Raw genomic sequence first — 16,381 nt, 5'->3', positions numbered from 1 at the left:
GGTAGGATTCCGGGCATGTTTCGCCCCCGCCTGGAAGCCTCAATGACCGACCGCATCACCCTGCTGCGTCCCGACGACTGGCACATTCATCTGCGCGACGGCGCGGTACTGCCGCACACCGTCGCCGATGTCGCCCGTACCTTCGCCCGCGCGATCATCATGCCCAACCTGGTGCCGCCGGTGCGCAACGCCGCCGAGGCCACTGGCTATCGTCAGCGCATTCTCGATGCGCGGCCGGCTGGCAGCCAGTTCCAGCCGTTGATGGTGCTGTATCTCACCGATCGCACCACGGGTGACGACATCCGTGCAGCCAAGGCCAGCGGCATCGTCTACGCGGCGAAGATGTACCCGGCCGGGGCGACCACCAACTCCGACTCGGGCGTTACCAGCCTGGACAACATCACCGACGCCCTGGAAGCCCTGGCGGAAACCGGCATGCCGCTGCTGGTGCACGGTGAAGTCACCCGCGCCGAGGTCGATGTTTTCGACCGCGAGAAGGCTTTTATCGACGAGCACATGCGCCGTCTGGTCGAGCGCTTCCCGACGCTGAAAGTGGTGTTCGAACACATCACCACCGGCGATGCTGCCCAGTTCGTCAAGGAGGCGCCGGCCAACGTCGGTGCCACCATCACCCCGCAGCATCTGCTGTACAACCGTAACCACATGCTGGTCGGCGGCATTCGTCCGCACTTCTATTGCCTGCCGATCCTCAAGCGCAACACGCACCAGGAAGCGCTGCTCGATGCAGCCACCAGCGGCAGTCCGAAGTTCTTCCTGGGCACCGACTCCGCGCCCCACGCGAAGCACGCCAAGGAAAACGCCTGCGGCTGTGCCGGTTGCTACACCGCTTATGCGGCCATCGAGCTGTATGCCGAGGCCTTCGAGCAGCGTGGCGCGCTGGACAAACTGGAAGCCTTCGCCAGCCATTTTGGCCCGGACTTCTACGCTCTACCGCGCAACACCGACACCATCACCCTGGTGCGTGAGTCGTGGAACGCACCGGCCAGCCTGCCGTTCGGCGAGCAGACGGTAATCCCCTTGCGCGCGGGTGAACCGCTGCGCTGGCGTCTGCTGGAGGCTGGTCAATGAGCGAAGAACTGTACGAAGACGATCAGGAGCAAACGAGCAGCAGCGGCCCGCGTCACCCCATGGCCGCGCGTTTTCGTGGTTACCTGCCGGTGGTGGTGGATGTTGAAACCGGTGGTTTTAATAGTGCTACCGACGCCCTGCTGGAAATCGCTGCGACCACCATTGGCATGGATGAAGGCGGCTTCCTGTATCCCGATCACACGCATTTCTTCCGGGTCGAGCCATTCGAAGGCGCCAATATCGAGCAGGCGGCTCTGGATTTCACCGGCATCAAGCTAGACCACCCGCTGCGCATGGCGGTAAGCGAAGAGCATGCGCTGACCGAGATTTTCCGTGGTCTGCGCAAATCCCTGAAGGCCAATGGCTGCAAGCGCGCCATTCTGGTCGGCCACAACAGCAGCTTCGACCTGGGCTTCCTCAATGCCGCGGTCGCGCGCTGTGACCTCAAGCGCAATCCCTTCCACCCCTTCTCCAGCTTTGACACCGCCAGCCTCGCCGGCCTCGCCTACGGGCAGACCGTGCTGGCCAAGGCGTGCCAGGCCGCCGGCATCGAGTTCGACGGCCGTGAAGCCCACTCCGCCCGCTATGACACCGAGAAGACCGCCGAGCTGTTTTGCGGCATCGTCAATCGCTGGAAGGAAATGGGCGGCTGGGAAGACTTCGACGAGTGAGTGCCATGAAAAAATATCAGATCTTCATCGATGGACAGGCCGGCACCACGGGCCTGCAGATTCGTCAGCGGCTGGCCAACCACCCGCAGATCGAAGTGGTCACCATCGACCACGACAAACGCCGTGACGTAGAGGCCAAGCTCGAGCTGATGCGTTCGGTCGACGTGACCGTACTGTGCCTGCCCGACGATGCAGCTAAAGAAACGGCGGCTCAAGCTCGTGAAGCCGGCTGCAGGGTGCTCGACGCCAGCTCTGCACACCGCACTGCCAATGACTGGGTTTTCGGCATGGCCGAACTGGCCAAGGGCCAACGCGAAGCCATCGCCAAGGCCGCCGCCGTGAGCAACCCGGGCTGCTACGCCACGGGCGCCATCCTGCTGCTGCGCCCACTCATCGAGGCGGGCCTACTGGGCTCGGATCGCGAACTGTGCATCAACGCCGTATCCGGCTACACCGGTGGCGGCACCAAGATGGTCGAACGCTATGAGCAGGAAGGTGCGCCGGTCTACGCGGCCTACGGCCTGGGCTTCGACCACAAGCACATTCCGGAGATCCAGCACTGGAGCGGCCTGAACGCACGCCCGATCTTCCAGCCAGCGGTCGGCAGCTACGACCAGGGCATGCTGGTGATGATCCCCCTGCAAAGCGCCAACGGCGTCGAGCTGCAAAAAGCCCTGAGCGATTACTACCAGGGTGAGCAGTTCGTGCAGGTTCTGCCCTACAACGAGATCCCTGCCGACTCGGCGCCATTCATCACCCCCCACGGCCTGAACGGCAGCAATCGCGCCGAGCTGCAGGTGTACGGTGCGAACAGCGGCAAACAGGCCTTGCTGGTAGCCAAGCTCGATAACCTGGGTAAAGGCGCCTCGGGTGCTGCGGTGCAGAACCTCAACATCATGCTGGGCCTGGATGAAGGGCTGTGCACTCAGATCGATTGAGCGCTGCGCTGTAAATAAAAAACCGGCTCACGAGCCGGTTTTTTTATGGCCTGCCCTACTCGCCAGCCGGTATTCGCGGCATTGCAAACGATGCTGGACGCTCCCCAGCCATCTGATCTTCAAAACGCTGGAAATACCTCAAGCAAGCTGACTGATCAGGCAGATTACCGCTCATCCAAAGTTGGCTTTTTCAGCCAATCAAGATCCAGTTTATCTTTGACACGCATTCTCATTAACATTAGTATCCTTCGCCATCAGTCTCAGCCAAACGACGGGCCAAGCCATGTACGTCTGCCTCTGCGAAGGTGTCACCGACGGTCAGATCCGCGAAGCAATCTACGAAGGTTGCTGCAGCTACCGTGAAGTCCGTGAAACGCTGGGCGTTGCTAGCCAATGCGGCAAATGTGCGTGCCTGGCCAAGCAGGTCGTTCGTGAAACGCTGGGCGAAGTGCAACAAAGTCAGGTAGCCATGGCCTACCCAGGAAATTTTGTTGCAGCCTAAATAGAGACTTTTTCAAAGAACCGGATCTCGTATCCGGTTTTTTTATGCTCAAAATTCAATGAGTTAGCGCCAAGACGCACAACTTAAACATTCGTATTTATATTTATTTTCACTTATATTTCAATAACTTACGTTTGACAGTCTTATATTGCAAGCCCAGAATTCGCCATCGGTTACTCATTTCCAGGCAGGACGGGCTCTCCCATGAAAGGCGACAAGACAGTTATCCAGCATTTGAACAAGATCCTCGGCAACGAGTTGGTCGCCATCAACCAGTACTTCCTGCACGCCCGCATGTATGAAGATTGGGGCCTGACCAAGCTGGGCAAACACGAGTACCACGAGTCCATCGACGAGATGAAACACGCGGACAAGCTCATCAAGCGCATCCTGTTCCTGGAAGGCCTGCCGAACCTGCAGGATCTGGGCAAGATCCTGATCGGCGAGAACACTCAAGAGATGCTTGAGTGCGACCTGAAGATCGAGCACAAGGCGCACATCGATCTGAAAGCAGCCATCGCCTACTGCGAGAGCGTTGGCGACTACGCCAGCCGCGAACTGCTCGAAGACATCCTCGAGTCCGAGGAAGAGCATATCGACTGGCTCGAAACTCAACTCAGCCTGATCAAGGCCGTTGGCTTGCAGAACTACCTGCAGTCGCAGATGGAAGAGTAACGATCAGCAGCAGACAAAAAACGGGAGCCAAGGCTCCCGTTTTTTGTGCTCGAATTAAATATCAGAGGCATAAAAAATCCGGAACGCCTTTAGGCGCTCCGGATTTTTAGATACTGAATAGAGGAGCTTGCGAGCTAGAGCCATGCAAGGGCTAGGCGCCCCCGCGAAACCGGAATAAAAAGCTGAGTGTACTGTTGTACATGAGCATTTTTATTCCGGTTTCAACGCAGCAGGGCCGACGCGCAGCTGCTCATCAGATCACTTCTCGACGAAGGCGCGCTCGATCAGATAATCACCTGGCTCACGCATACGCGCGGAGATCTTCAGACCGAAGCTGTCGAGCACTTCGCTGGTCTCGTCGAGCATGCTCGGGCTGCCGCAGATCATCGCGCGGTCGTCCTGCGGGTTGATCGGCGGCAGGCCGATGTCCGCGAACAGTTTGCCACTGCGCATCAGGTCAGTCAGGCGACCCTGATTCTCGAACGGCTCACGGGTCACGGTCGGGTAATAGATCAGCTTTTCCTTCAGCGCATCGCCGAAGAATTCGTTCTGCGGCAGGTGCTCGGTGATGAACTCGCGGTAAGCCACTTCGTTGACGTAACGAACACCGTGAACCAGGATCACCTTCTCGAAGCGCTCATAGGTTTCCGGATCCTGAATCACGCTCATGAATGGCGCTAGGCCAGTGCCGGTGCTGAGCAGGTACAGGTGCTTGCCCGGGTTGAGGTCATCGAGAACCAGCGTGCCGGTGGGCTTTTTGCTGATGATGACTTCGTCACCTTCCTTGAGGTGCTGCAGTTGCGAGGTCAGCGGACCGTCCGGAACCTTGATGCTGAAGAATTCCAGATGCTCTTCCCAGTTCGGGCTGGCGATGGAGTAAGCACGCATGAGCGGGCGGCCGCTTTCCTGCTGCAGGCCGATCATCACGAACTGGCCATTCTCGAAGCGCAGGCCCGGGTCACGGGTACACTTGAAGCTGAACAGCGTGTCATTCCAGTGGTGAACACTGAGAACGCGTTCGTGGTTCATGTTGCTCATTTACGGGCTCCTAAAAACTTCAGACGCGCTGATTCTTAAGCGCAATTGCGCGGCATTCTAATCGCGGCCACAATATCTGTTAAATGGATTATTAAGATATAGGTTATCGGTTATATAGATATGCGATTTACTCTCCGTCAACTTCAAGTATTCGTCGCCGTCGCCCAGCAGGAGAGCGTATCCAAAGCCGCCACCCTCCTCGCCCTCTCACAGTCGGCAGCCAGCACCTCGATTACCGAGCTGGAGCGGCAATCCAGCTGCCAGCTGTTCGACCGCGCAGGCAAGCGCCTAAGCCTCAACGCCTTGGGACGCCAGTTGCTTCCCCAGGCAGTGGCGCTGCTGGATCAGGCCAAGGAAATCGAAGACCTGCTCAACGGTAAGTCCGGTTTCGGCTCACTGGCGGTGGGCGCGACCCTGACCATCGGCAACTACCTGGCGACCCTGCTGATCGGCGGCTTCATGAAAGTGCACCCGGAAAGCCAGGTGAAACTCCACGTACAGAACACGGCGCATATCGTGCAGCAGGTGGCGCATTACGAAATTGATCTGGGTCTGATCGAAGGCGACTGCAATCATCCGGATATCGAAGTGCAGAGCTGGGTTGAAGATGAGCTAGTGGTGTTCTGCGCTCCTCAGCACCCTCTTGCTCAGCGTGGCCACGCAAGCATCAGGGAATTAAGCGGCGAGGCCTGGATTCTTCGCGAACAAGGCTCCGGCACGCGGCTGACTTTCGATCAGGCCATGCGTCACCACTCCGACGCCCTGAACATTCGCCTGGAGCTGGAGCACACCGAGGCGATCAAGCGCGCTGTAGAATCAGGCCTGGGCATCAGCTGTATTTCGCGCCTGGCGCTGCGTGATGCATTCCGCCGTGGCAGCCTGGTGCCGGTGGAGACGCCGGATCTGGATCTGCGTCGACAGTTCTATTTCATCTGGCATCGGCAGAAGTACCAGACAGCTGCCATGCGCGAGTTTCTCGACATGTGCCGGGCGCTGACGGCAGGTATCCGCCGCAGCGACGAAATCGTGCTGCCAGAAGTACGTTAGCCGAGCAGGATAATGCCCCACACGCTGGCGATCAGCGTCAGCGAGACCATTTGGGCGGCGCTGCCCATGTCCTTGGCGGTCTTGGACAACGGGTGCAGATCAAGGGAGATACGATCGATGGCCGCCTCAACAGCGGAATTGAGTAGCTCCACGATCAGCGCCAGCAGGCAGACGGCAACCATCAAGGCACGCTCGCCACGGCTGACATCGAGCAACAGCGCCAGCGGAATCAACACGACGTTGAGTAATACCAGTTGGCGGAACGCCGCTTCGCCGACGAATGCGGCGCGCAGGCCATCCAGCGAATAGCCAGCAGCGTTGAGGATACGCTTTAACCCGGTTTGTCCTTTGAATGGCGACATAGACAGCGAACCGCGACAGGAAAAGGCCGGCAGGGTACGCCAGAGGCCGAGAAAAATCCCGCACAATCGGTTGCTCAAAGCCACCATCAGGCGGCCGGTAGCGACTCCAGCTGCTGCAACAGCAGTGCCGCCTGGGTGCGAGTGCGCACCCCGAGCTTGCGGAAGATCGCCGTGACGTGGGCTTTCACCGTGGCTTCGGAAACACTCAGCTCATAAGCGATCTGCTTGTTCAACAAGCCTTCGCAGACCATGGTGAGTACACGAAACTGCTGTGGTGTGAGACTGGCCAACCCGGCACTGGCCGCCTTCGCCTCGGCAGATAGACTGATGGCTTCCTCACTCTGCGGCGGCCACCAGACGTCACCTTCAAGTACCTGACGCACGGCCTGCTGGATCATTTCCAACGAACTCGATTTGGGAATGAAACCACTGGCGCCGAATTCACGGGAGCGCACGACGACGGCGGCCTCCTCATGAGCAGAAATCATCACCACGGGAATCTGCGGGTATTGCCCACGCAGTAGCACTAGCCCAGAGAAGCCGTAGGCTCCGGGCATGTTGAGGTCGAGCAGCACCAGATCCCAATCGGTCTTCTCGGCCAACCGGGCTTCCAATTCGGCGATGCTGGCCACTTCGACCAGCCGTACGCCAGCTCCGAGCCCCATTGTCAGGGCCTGCTGCAGCGCGCTGCGAAACAGTGGGTGATCATCAGCTATCAGGATTTCGTAAGCGACCATGGCAGATCCTGTTCTTTTTATTGGCAGAACGTACGGCGGACTCCATGCCCGACGGAGGCGTACGGCACCCACCAGAATGCCCAGCGCGAACAGGGTGGTCAAGCGCGGCGCTTTACGGCAAAGTCTGCGCCATTTTTGCCTGGAGCCCGATGATGGCCAACCAAGCGCTACGCGCTGACCTGCTGATGTTGCTGACCGCCATGATCTGGGGCTCGTCATTCGTCGCCCAGCGCTTGGGAATGGATGCCATCGGCCCATTTCTCTACAGCGGCCTGCGCTTTGCCTTGGCCATCATCGTGCTGTTGCCACTCATCATGCTGCTACGCCGACGCAATACAAAACCTGCCTCGCCGTTGAGCCGCCCGCTACTGCTCGGCGGCTGCCTGATGGGTGCTGTACTGGCGCTAGGCATCAACCTGCAACAGGTCGGCCTGCTGTTCACCAGCGTCACCAACTCGGGCTTCATTACTGGCTTGTACGTGATCGTGGTGCCATTGCTTGGCCTGCTACTAGGCCACAAGACCGGAATGGGCATCTGGCTGGGCGCCTCACTGGCGGTAGTCGGCATGTTCCTATTGAGCGTTGGTGAAGGCTTCCAGGTCGCCTCCGGTGACTGGCTGCAGCTGGCTGGCGCCTTCGTCTGGGGTGTACATGTGCTGCTCGTGGGGGTCTTCGCTGCACGTCACGATGCGCTGCTGCTGGCCTTGGTGCAATTCGTTACCTGCGCACTCATCAGCCTGGCGCTGGCCTTGGTCTTCGAGAACCTGCCGAGTGCGAACATCGCCCAGGCACTGCCAGCGATTCTCTATGGCGGCATATTCGGCGTAGCGGTGGGATTTACCTTGCAGGTGGTTGCTCAAAAACACGCCATTGCCTCCCACGCTGCGATCATCCTCTCCCTGGAAGCGGTATTCGCAGCCATCGCCGGCGCCCTGTTACTGGGCGAATCCTTGTCAGCACGCGGCTATTTCGGCTGCGCACTGATGTTCGGCGGCATGCTACTCGCGCAGCTGTGGCGAAAACCCGCGGTTGTTATAGATAGGCCTTGAGGCGCTGGTGCAGCTCACTTTCCAGGTTCACAGCGCGCGGCGCATTGGAAGCCAGGTAATGCTCACTGAACACGTCGAAGTAAGCATTCAACGCAGCGGCGGCTTGCTCATCGCCAGCCAGTTCCAGGCACAACGCCGCGACTTCAGCGGTGCATAGGTGATCATCGCGCGTGGAACGTCGCAGCCGATACCGTGACAGCGCCTCAGGTTGCAAACTGAGCACCGGCAATTGATCCAGGTAAGGGCTCTTGCGAAACATCTTGCGCGCCTGTGTCCAGGTCGCGTCGAGCATCACGAATAGCGGCCGCTTGCCCGTGCCCACCTCCACAGATGTCACTACACGCTCAGCCTCGGCATATTCACCGGGAAATACCAGATAAGGCTGCCACTGGGGTTCACCCAGCAACGCGGGTAGCAGCGGATCGACCTCGGTACGCGACCAGCCGAAGGCCGAGGTATCCGCGACCACATCGGCGATCAGCCAACCGGTGTTGCTTGGCTTCAACGCCTCGACGTCATGCATCAACAGACACACCCCCGCATTCGCCGATACCTGCGGGCGCCAGGCACACAGACAATGAGTACGCGCCAGCCGGCAGTCCGGGCAGCGCTCGGCTCGCGACCCTCTAGCCAGGAACGGTTTGACGCTACGCGCCAGGCGTGCGGCGCGCAGTGCGGCAACAGCGTGGCTCATGAGCGTACGCCCGGACGGGCAGAGAAAATCGGATCGAAGACAGAAAAGGACATGGCCGTCTGGAGTCGCGTAACGAAGGGCGCGTAGTCTATCAATTGCGTTGTTAAAAATGCCCCATTGCCCCTGCTAATCTCCAAGCAACAGCCGGGCTTGGTAACATCCATCCCTTGCCCGTCGATACGCTTTCTTAAAGCGAACATAAAGAGACGAGCCGGGTCTATTACCGCTTACCGTCTTCAGGAGTCAGTCATGCAGCGTTTCGCCCTTTCCGCCCTACTCGTCAGCCTTCTCGTTCCGACGGCGCATGCTGCTTCGCTAAAAGGCTATGAGCTGACGCAAACGCTGGAAAAAGTGGCTCGCGAAAGCAGCGTCGGCACACCGCGCGCCATCAACGAGGACATTCTCGACAGGGGCTACACGGTCGAAGGCAACGAATTGATCAATCACCTGAGCGTTCGCCCCGGACATGCCTCGCAGATGCGTGGCAACCCCGATACCGTGCGTGCGCAGTTAGCCAATAGCGTGTGTAGCAACCCGGGCTTCCGCAAGCTGCTGGCCAGCGGTGCGGTACTGCGCTACGAGTTCAGTGAGATCCAGAGCAATCGCCCCGTCACAACTGAACGGTTCGGCAAGGCCGATTGCCGGCTGTAAGCCAAGCGCACAACGAGACGGTTTGAAACCCTCCGGCGCAGTTGACCAGGGGGTGCTGACGCAAAAGGAGAAGCGCAATGGATGATCACGCGAACGCCCATCTTTCCCGTCACCTGCAAACCACCGGCACCGCGTTGGCGGACAGCCTCGATGAGCTGGCCGCCCAGATAACGCCAGCGGATAGCCCCAACCTCGCGCTGTACCGGGAGATGCTCGCCACTGTGGCACGCATGGCCCAAGCCGACCGCAACCGCTGGGACGCCAAGATCATGTCGCAGACCCTGCGCGAGATGGAGCGTGCCTTTAGTGTGCTGGAGCGCTTCCGGCATCGCCGCAAGGTCACCGTGTTCGGCTCTGCCCGCACCCAGCCCGGCCACCCGGTTTACGCGCTGGCGAGAGACCTGGGCGCGACCCTGGCCCGCCACGACCTGATGATCATCACCGGCGCAGGCGGCGGCATCATGGCCGCGGCGCACGAGGGTGCCGGCCGTGACAACAGCCTGGGCTTCAATATCACCCTGCCCTTCGAACAATCGGCAAACGCGACCATGCAAGGCAGCGACAACTTGCTGTCGTTTCACTTCTTCTTTCTGCGCAAACTGTTCTTCGTCAAGGAAGCCGACGCTCTGGTGCTCTGCCCAGGCGGCTTCGGCACCCTCGACGAGGCACTGGAAGTCATCACCCTGATCCAGACAGGCAAAAGCCCGCTGGTACCGGTGATCCTGCTGGACGAGCCCGGTGGCACGTTCTGGCGGGGATTGCTCGACTACATCCAGCAGAACCTCGACAGCAACGGCTACATCCTCGCTAGCGACATGAACCTGATGCACCTGGTTCACGACGTCGATGAGGCAGCCGAGGCAATCGACCGTTTCTATGCCAACTTCCACTCCAGTCGCTGGCTGAAACATCATTTCGTGATCCGCATGCAGCACCCGCTGACCGATCAAGCCCTCGAACACCTCAACATGCACTTCAGCGATCTATGCAAAAACGGCGATATCCAGCAGCAGCTCAGTGGCAACGTGGAAATGGATGGGCCGAAACTGCGCGATATGCCAAGACTGACCTTCGCGTTCAGCGGTCGTAGCGCCGGGCGGCTGCGTGAATTGCTCGATGTGATCAACCTGCCCCGGAATTGGCTGGCCTGAGCGCAAGGAGGCTTAGAGCCTTCTGTTCGTCATCTTTTCAACGAATTTTCCGCTGCAATCGCCAGAGAGTGGCGGTAGCGAGCATGAATTGGTGGGCTGAAGCGGATCGCCGCCCGGCCCACCCAGCAGCGGGTGCGCACAGGTGGGCTTCAGCCCACCAATTAGAGTATTCAAAAGAGTAATTGGATGGTTTCCACGCGAAACCCGAGCACCGCTGCCTGCCAATGGAGAGCGTTGTCAGTCGTCTTCGAGGGAACCGCGCATCAGCTGCCCTACCAGATCCATTGGGTAGCCGCGGTAAACCAGAAAGCGCATCTGTTTAGCCCGCTCACGGGCATCTGCTGGTAACTGCCCGGCAAACTTGCGTTGCCAGGTTTGCTGCAGGCCATCCCGCCAATCGATACCACTGTCGCGCAGCGCCTGTTCGATATCGGCACGGGCAAGGCCACGCTGGGAGAGGTCGTCACGAATACGCTGCGGGCCAAAGCCCGAGCGCGCTCGATAACTGATGAAGCTTTCCAGGTAACGCGCTTCGCAGAGCAGCCCGTCTTCGCTCAAGCGATCGAGGGCGATCTCGATATGCTCATCGCTGGCGCCTCGCTGTCGCAGTTTGCGCGACAGCTCGACCCGGCCATGTTCGCGGCGCGCCAGTAAATCCATGGCGGTACGGCGCACCGCTTGAACGTTATCCAGTATCACGGCCACAAGCTGGAATCAGAGGTCGACTTCGGCGTCGACTTCAGCGCCCGAATTGGCTTTTACCGTAGGACTGACAACGAGCAACTTCTCGCGGATCAGGCCTTCGATGGCACGGCCAATCTCCGGGTTGTCTTCCAGGTACTTGGCGGCGTTGGCCTTGCCCTGACCGATCTTGTTGCCTTGGTAGCTGTACCAGGCACCGGCTTTCTCGACGAAGCCGTGCTGCACACCCAGGTCGATGACCTCGCCATTACGGTAGATACCCTTGCCGTAGAGAATCTGGAACTCGGCTTGACGGAATGGCGGTGCCACCTTGTTCTTGACCACTTTGACGCGGGTTTCGCTGCCGACCACCTCGTCGCCGTCCTTCACTGCGCCGGTACGACGGATATCCAGACGAACCGAAGCGTAGAACTTCAGGGCGTTACCACCGGTGGTGGTTTCCGGGCTACCGAACATCACGCCGATCTTCATGCGGATCTGGTTGATGAAGATCACCAGGCAGTTGGCGTTCTTGATGTTACCGGTGATCTTGCGCAGCGCCTGAGACATCAGACGCGCCTGCAGGCCGACGTGCATGTCGCCCATTTCACCTTCGATTTCAGCCTTCGGCACCAGGGCCGCCACGGAGTCGACGATGATCACGTCGACGGCGTTGGAACGCACCAGCATGTCGGTGATTTCCAGAGCCTGCTCGCCGGTGTCAGGCTGCGAGACCAACAGGTCGTCAACATTGACGCCCAGTTTGCCAGCGTAATCCGGATCCAATGCGTGCTCGGCATCGACGAAGGCACAGGTGGCGCCCATACGCTGCGCTTCGGCGATGACCGACAGGGTCAGCGTGGTCTTGCCTGAGGATTCCGGGCCGTAGATTTCGACGATGCGGCCTTTCGGCAGACCACCGATACCCAGCGCGATGTCCAGGCCCAGAGAGCCGGTGGAAATGGCTGGAATCGCCTGACGATCATGATCGCCCATGCGCATTACCGCGCCTTTGCCGAACTGCTTCTCGATCTGGCCCAGTGCAGCCGACAAAGCGCGCTTCTTGTTCTCGTCCATTACATTCCTCACGTGATCAGAAGGGCCTGACGGCCAATAACTGTATAAGTAGACAGTATTATTCCACAGGGTTCGTCACTCGCCTACCCCGCTGATGGATTTTCTTGTACCAGTAGTCGTATTAGCCCGAGCAGGGCCGCTTCCACGGTCTGTGCGCGCACGGCGTCACGGGGGCCGGGGAACTGGAAACGCCTGGCGAACACCTGCTCACCATCGGCCCAGGCAACCCACACCGTGCCGACCGGTTTCTCCGCACTGCCACCACCGGGCCCCGCCACACCGCTGACAGCCGTGGCATAACGCGCACCGCTATGTGCCTGAGCGCCACGCACCATGGCCTCGACCACTTCACGGCTGACCGCGCCCACGCTGTTGAAAAGCGCTTCGGGCACGCCCAGCTGGCGGGTCTTCTGGGTGTTGGAGTAAGTGACGAAGCCGGCTTCGAACCAGGCCGAGCTGCCTGCGATACGGGTGATGGCCTCGGCAATACCGCCGCCCGTACAGGACTCGGCAGTGGTGACCTGAGCACCACACTCCAGCAGCGCTTCGCCAAGCCGAGCGGCAAGTACGGTCACGGGCTGATCATCGAAATTCATCTGCGCTCCGGGGTTAAAGGCGGTGGGGTCGATACCGTACACTAGGCGCTTTTGCTATTCAGCCGGACACTCGACACGATGAGCCAAAGCGACCTCAGTTCCCACACGCCGATGATGCAGCAATATTGGAGGCTGAAGAATCAGCACCCCGATCAGCTGATGTTCTATCGGATGGGCGATTTCTACGAAATCTTCTACGAGGACGCGAAGAAAGCCGCCAAGCTTCTGGACATCACCCTGACCGCCCGCGGCCAGTCCGCCGGCCAGGCGATTCCGATGTGCGGCATTCCCTACCACGCCGCCGAGGGCTACCTGGCCAAACTGGTCAAGCTGGGTGAGTCGGTGGTCATCTGCGAGCAGATCGGCGATCCGGCCACCAGCAAGGGGCCGGTGGAACGCCAGGTGGTGCGCATAATCACACCAGGCACCGTCAGCGACGAGGCATTGCTCGACGAGCACCGCGACAACCTGCTGGCCGCCGTACTCGGTGACGAGCGCTTGTTCGGCCTGGCGGTGCTGGACATCACCAGCGGGCGCTTCAGCGTGATGGAAATCCGCGGCTGGGAAAACCTGCTGGCCGAACTCGAGCGGCTCAACCCTGCCGAGCTGCTGATCCCCGATGATTGGCCCCAAGGCTTGCCGGCGGAGAAACGCCGTGGCTCGCGTCGCCGTGCACCCTGGGATTTCGAGCGTGATACCGCTCAGAAGAGCCTGTGCCAACAGTTCGGCACCCAAGACCTCAAGGGCTTCGGCTGCGAGACGCTGACCCTGGCCATCGGTGCCGCCGGCTGTCTGCTGGCTTATGCCAAAGAGACGCAACGTACCGCCCTGCCGCACCTGCGCAGCCTGCGCCACGAGCGCATCGACGATACGGTGATTCTCGACGGCGCCAGCCGCCGTAACCTGGAACTGGACATCAACCTGGCCGGTGGCCGCGAAAACACCCTGCAATCGGTCGTCGACCGCAGCCAGACCGCCATGGGCAGCCGCCTGCTCGGCCGCTGGCTGAACCGCCCGCTGCGCGACCGCGCCGTGCTCGAGGCGCGCCAGGAGTCGATCGCCTGCCTGCTGGATCGCTACCGCTTCGAAGCCTTGCAGCCACAGCTCAAGGAAATCGGTGATCTGGAGCGCATTCTGGCCCGTATCGGCCTGCGCAACGCCCGCCCCCGTGACCTGGCGCGCTTGCGCGACGCCCTGGGTGCATTACCGCAGTTGCAGGAGGCAATGACTCAACTGGACTGTGCGCACCTGGCGACCCTGGCAACCACCATCAGCACCTACCCGGAGCTGGCCGAGCTGCTGTCGCGGGCGATCATCGACAATCCGCCGGCGGTGATCCGTGATGGCGGCGTGTTGAAAACCGGCTACGACGCCGAGCTGGATGACCTGCAGTCGCTGAGCGAGAACGCCGGCCAGTACCTGATGGATCTGGAGGCCCGGGAGAAAGCCCGTACCGGCCTGGCCAACCTCAAGGTCGGCTACAACCGCGTGCACGGCTACTTCATCGAGCTGCCGAGCAGACAGGCAGAATCGGCACCGGCCGACTACATCCGCCGCCAGACCCTCAAGGGCGCCGAGCGCTTCATCACCCCGGAGCTCAAGGAGTTCGAGGACAAGGCGCTGTCCGCCAAGAGCCGCGCCCTGGCTCGCGAGAAGCAACTCTACGAGGAACTCCTGGAGCGCCTGATCGGCCACCTGGGCCCGCTGCAGGATAGCGCTGCGGCGCTGGCAGAGCTGGACGTGCTGAGCAACCTGGCCGAACGCGCACTGAATCTGGATCTCAACCGCCCGCGCTTCGTCGAAGAGCCGTGCATGTTGATCGAGCAAGGCCGCCACCCGGTGGTGGAGCAGGTTCTGACCACGCCGTTCGTGGCCAACGACTTGAAACTCGATGATGCCACTCGGATGCTGGTCATCACCGGCCCGAACATGGGCGGTAAGTCCACCTACATGCGCCAGACCGCGCTGATCGTGCTGCTCGCCCATATAGGCAGCTTCGTACCAGCCGCGCGTTGCGAACTGTCGATGGTCGATCGCATCTTCACCCGAATCGGCTCCAGCGATGACCTGGCCGGCGGGCGCTCGACCTTTATGGTGGAGATGAGCGAGACCGCCAACATCCTGCACAACGCCAGTGAACGCAGCCTGGTGCTGATGGACGAGGTGGGGCGCGGTACCAGCACCTTCGATGGCCTGTCGCTGGCCTGGGCAGCTGCCGAGCAGTTGGCCAACCTGCGGGCCTACACGTTGTTCGCCACCCACTATTTCGAGCTGACCGTCTTGCCGGAAAGCCAGCCGGTGGTCGCCAACGTGCACCTCAATGCCACCGAGCACAACGAACGCATCGTCTTCCTGCACCACGTACTGCCTGGCCCGGCCAGCCAGAGTTACGGGCTGGCGGTCGCGCAACTGGCAGGGGTACCGGACACCGTGATCCTGCGTGCCCGCGAGCATCTGGCGCGCCTTGAAACCACCAGCCTGCCCCACGATCTGCCGACCAAAGGCATGGGACAAAGCGCTGCGCCGATGCAGAGCGATCTGTTCTCCAGCCTGCCGCATCCCGTGCTGGAAGAGCTGCAGAAGGTCAATCCCGACGAGCTCAGCCCACGCAAGGCGCTCGAACTGTTATATGCATGGAAAGCGCGAGTCTAACGCCGGAGCCAACAAGCTGTTAGAATCCCGCGCGCTCCGGAAGCGCTGCAGCCTTTAGCCTGGTCTGACAGCCCCAATCCCGAGCCTGAGAGCTGCTGAATCAAGGAGTGGCTCGCTGCCGTAGCCCGAGGAGAGAACTAGAAATGACCTTCGTCGTCACCGACAACTGCATCAAGTGCAAGTACACCGACTGCGTGGAAGTCTGTCCGGTGGACTGCTTCTACGAAGGCCCGAACTTCCTGGTGATCCACCCGGATGAATGCATCGACTGCGCGCTTTGCGAGCCTGAGTGCCCGGCGCAGGCCATCTTCTCCGAAGACGAGATACCGGATGGCATGCAGGAATATATCGAGCTGAACGCCGAACTGGCGGAAGTCTGGCCGAACATCACCGAGCGCAAAGACGCAATGGCCGATGCCGAAGAGTGGGATGGCGTGAAAGACAAGCTGCAGCACCTGGAGCGCTAAGCTTCGGGGTTCGGCAGTGCAGACCGCCGCTAGAGATGCCGCTACCTGAAAAGGTCGCGGCATTTTTTATGGCTCACCATTGCGGCGACAGCCATCGCGATAATGCCGCTGAGTTTGGAGAACGTCGCTATCAGCAGGGCGGTGTCAGCGAGCAGGCACTTTTCTGCAGGCGAAAAAAAGGGGCGGTTTTACCCGCCCACTCTTTTGTCCCTACTCCCTTAAACTCCCAACTCATCATCCTGATGAATCGCGTCCCGCGATGTCCTGATCATTTTCCTTAACGACCTGCGCTTTTCCCTAAGCA

Annotated in this window: 18 protein-coding genes; 11 read left to right on the top strand and 7 right to left on the bottom strand. The window is 60.3% G+C overall.

Annotated features, from left to right (window positions below; genetic code table 11):
- Nucleotides 1-42: 42 nt before the first annotated feature.
- The 5 genes from pyrC (at nt 43) to bfr (ending at nt 3,875) form a co-directional block, all read left to right on the top strand.
- Nucleotides 43-1,089 carry a dihydroorotase gene (gene pyrC / locus K5Q02_RS11775; protein WP_225839669.1) on the top strand — a complete coding sequence of 349 codons (1,047 nt, stop codon included), beginning with the start codon at nt 43-45 and terminating at the stop codon, nt 1,087-1,089.
- Nucleotides 1,086-1,760: a ribonuclease T gene (gene rnt, locus K5Q02_RS11770; protein WP_225839405.1), complete on the top strand. Its 675-nt coding sequence runs from the start codon at nt 1,086-1,088 to the stop codon at nt 1,758-1,760. The genes pyrC and rnt overlap by 4 nt, the downstream gene beginning before the upstream one ends.
- Before the next feature lie 5 nt (nt 1,761-1,765).
- Nucleotides 1,766-2,698, top strand: a complete 933-nt coding sequence (argC, locus tag K5Q02_RS11765) for an N-acetyl-gamma-glutamyl-phosphate reductase (protein ID WP_225839403.1) — start codon at nt 1,766-1,768, stop codon at nt 2,696-2,698.
- A 283-nt stretch (nt 2,699-2,981) separates the two neighbouring features.
- Entirely contained in the window at nt 2,982-3,200 is a 219-nt protein-coding gene (locus tag K5Q02_RS11760) for a bacterioferritin-associated ferredoxin (protein WP_070883855.1), read from the top strand.
- Between the two features lie 204 nt (nt 3,201-3,404).
- Entirely contained in the window at nt 3,405-3,875 is a 471-nt protein-coding gene (gene bfr, locus K5Q02_RS11755; protein ID WP_225839401.1) for a bacterioferritin, read from the top strand.
- A 258-nt stretch (nt 3,876-4,133) separates the two neighbouring features.
- Here bfr and fpr read toward each other — a convergent pair whose 3' ends face one another.
- Nucleotides 4,134-4,913: a ferredoxin-NADP reductase gene (fpr, locus tag K5Q02_RS11750; RefSeq protein ID WP_070883857.1), complete on the bottom strand. Its 780-nt coding sequence runs from the start codon at nt 4,911-4,913 to the stop codon at nt 4,134-4,136.
- A 120-nt stretch (nt 4,914-5,033) separates the two neighbouring features.
- Between fpr and K5Q02_RS11745 the strand changes: the two genes are divergently transcribed.
- Nucleotides 5,034-5,960 carry a LysR family transcriptional regulator gene (locus K5Q02_RS11745; protein WP_225839399.1) on the top strand — a complete coding sequence of 309 codons (927 nt, stop codon included), beginning with the start codon at nt 5,034-5,036 and terminating at the stop codon, nt 5,958-5,960.
- Here the strand turns inward: K5Q02_RS11745 and K5Q02_RS11740 are convergent.
- Together K5Q02_RS11740 and erdR are read right to left on the bottom strand one after the other, a co-directional pair.
- Nucleotides 5,957-6,328, bottom strand: a complete 372-nt coding sequence (locus K5Q02_RS11740; protein ID WP_225839668.1) for a diacylglycerol kinase — start codon at nt 6,326-6,328, stop codon at nt 5,957-5,959. The genes K5Q02_RS11745 and K5Q02_RS11740 overlap by 4 nt on opposite strands.
- 80 nt (nt 6,329-6,408) lie before the next feature.
- The gene (erdR, locus tag K5Q02_RS11735) at nt 6,409-7,059 is read right to left on the bottom strand and encodes a response regulator transcription factor ErdR (RefSeq protein ID WP_225839398.1); all 651 of its coding nucleotides are present in this window, start codon (nt 7,057-7,059) and stop codon (nt 6,409-6,411) included.
- Between the two features lie 152 nt (nt 7,060-7,211).
- On the opposite strand from erdR, the gene K5Q02_RS11730 reads away from it, so the two are divergent.
- Entirely contained in the window at nt 7,212-8,108 is an 897-nt protein-coding gene (locus K5Q02_RS11730) for a DMT family transporter (protein ID WP_225839395.1), read from the top strand.
- Here the strand turns inward: K5Q02_RS11730 and K5Q02_RS11725 are convergent.
- A complete protein-coding gene (locus K5Q02_RS11725) occupies nt 8,092-8,802 on the bottom strand; it encodes a tRNA-uridine aminocarboxypropyltransferase (protein WP_225839393.1) in 711 nt (236 codons plus the stop codon). The genes K5Q02_RS11730 and K5Q02_RS11725 overlap by 17 nt on opposite strands.
- Before the next feature lie 249 nt (nt 8,803-9,051).
- On the opposite strand from K5Q02_RS11725, the gene K5Q02_RS11720 reads away from it, so the two are divergent.
- The gene (locus K5Q02_RS11720) at nt 9,052-9,453 is read left to right on the top strand and encodes a quorum-sensing-regulated virulence factor family protein (RefSeq protein ID WP_225839392.1); all 402 of its coding nucleotides are present in this window, start codon (nt 9,052-9,054) and stop codon (nt 9,451-9,453) included.
- A gap of 77 nt (nt 9,454-9,530) precedes the next feature.
- A complete protein-coding gene (locus K5Q02_RS11715; protein WP_225839390.1) occupies nt 9,531-10,604 on the top strand; it encodes an LOG family protein in 1,074 nt (357 codons plus the stop codon).
- A 237-nt stretch (nt 10,605-10,841) separates the two neighbouring features.
- On the opposite strand, the gene recX is transcribed toward K5Q02_RS11715, so the two are convergent.
- The 3 genes from recX to K5Q02_RS11700 form a co-directional block, all read right to left on the bottom strand.
- Nucleotides 10,842-11,309 (bottom strand): recombination regulator RecX, encoded by a 468-nt coding sequence (gene recX, locus K5Q02_RS11710; protein WP_225839389.1) that lies wholly within the window; start codon nt 11,307-11,309, stop codon nt 10,842-10,844.
- A 9-nt stretch (nt 11,310-11,318) separates the two neighbouring features.
- The gene (gene recA / locus K5Q02_RS11705) at nt 11,319-12,362 is read right to left on the bottom strand and encodes a recombinase RecA (protein ID WP_225839387.1); all 1,044 of its coding nucleotides are present in this window, start codon (nt 12,360-12,362) and stop codon (nt 11,319-11,321) included.
- Between the two features lie 83 nt (nt 12,363-12,445).
- A complete protein-coding gene (locus tag K5Q02_RS11700; RefSeq protein ID WP_225839386.1) occupies nt 12,446-12,958 on the bottom strand; it encodes a CinA family protein in 513 nt (170 codons plus the stop codon).
- 78 nt (nt 12,959-13,036) lie between these two features.
- On the opposite strand from K5Q02_RS11700, the gene mutS reads away from it, so the two are divergent.
- Nucleotides 13,037-15,610, top strand: a complete 2,574-nt coding sequence (gene mutS, locus K5Q02_RS11695; RefSeq protein ID WP_225839384.1) for a DNA mismatch repair protein MutS — start codon at nt 13,037-13,039, stop codon at nt 15,608-15,610.
- Nucleotides 15,611-15,753: 143 nt separating this feature from the next.
- Complete coding sequence (gene fdxA / locus K5Q02_RS11690; protein WP_042552052.1) at nt 15,754-16,077, top strand: ferredoxin FdxA; 324 nt, start codon at nt 15,754-15,756, stop codon at nt 16,075-16,077.
- The last annotated feature ends 304 nt before the right edge of the window (nt 16,078-16,381 follow it).

This window comes from Pseudomonas sp. MM211, assembly GCF_020386635.1.
Lineage (GTDB): Bacteria > Pseudomonadota > Gammaproteobacteria > Pseudomonadales > Pseudomonadaceae > Aquipseudomonas.
The sequence above is the reverse complement of the archived record's forward strand: the minus strand, read 5'-3'. Positions and strand labels throughout refer to the sequence as shown.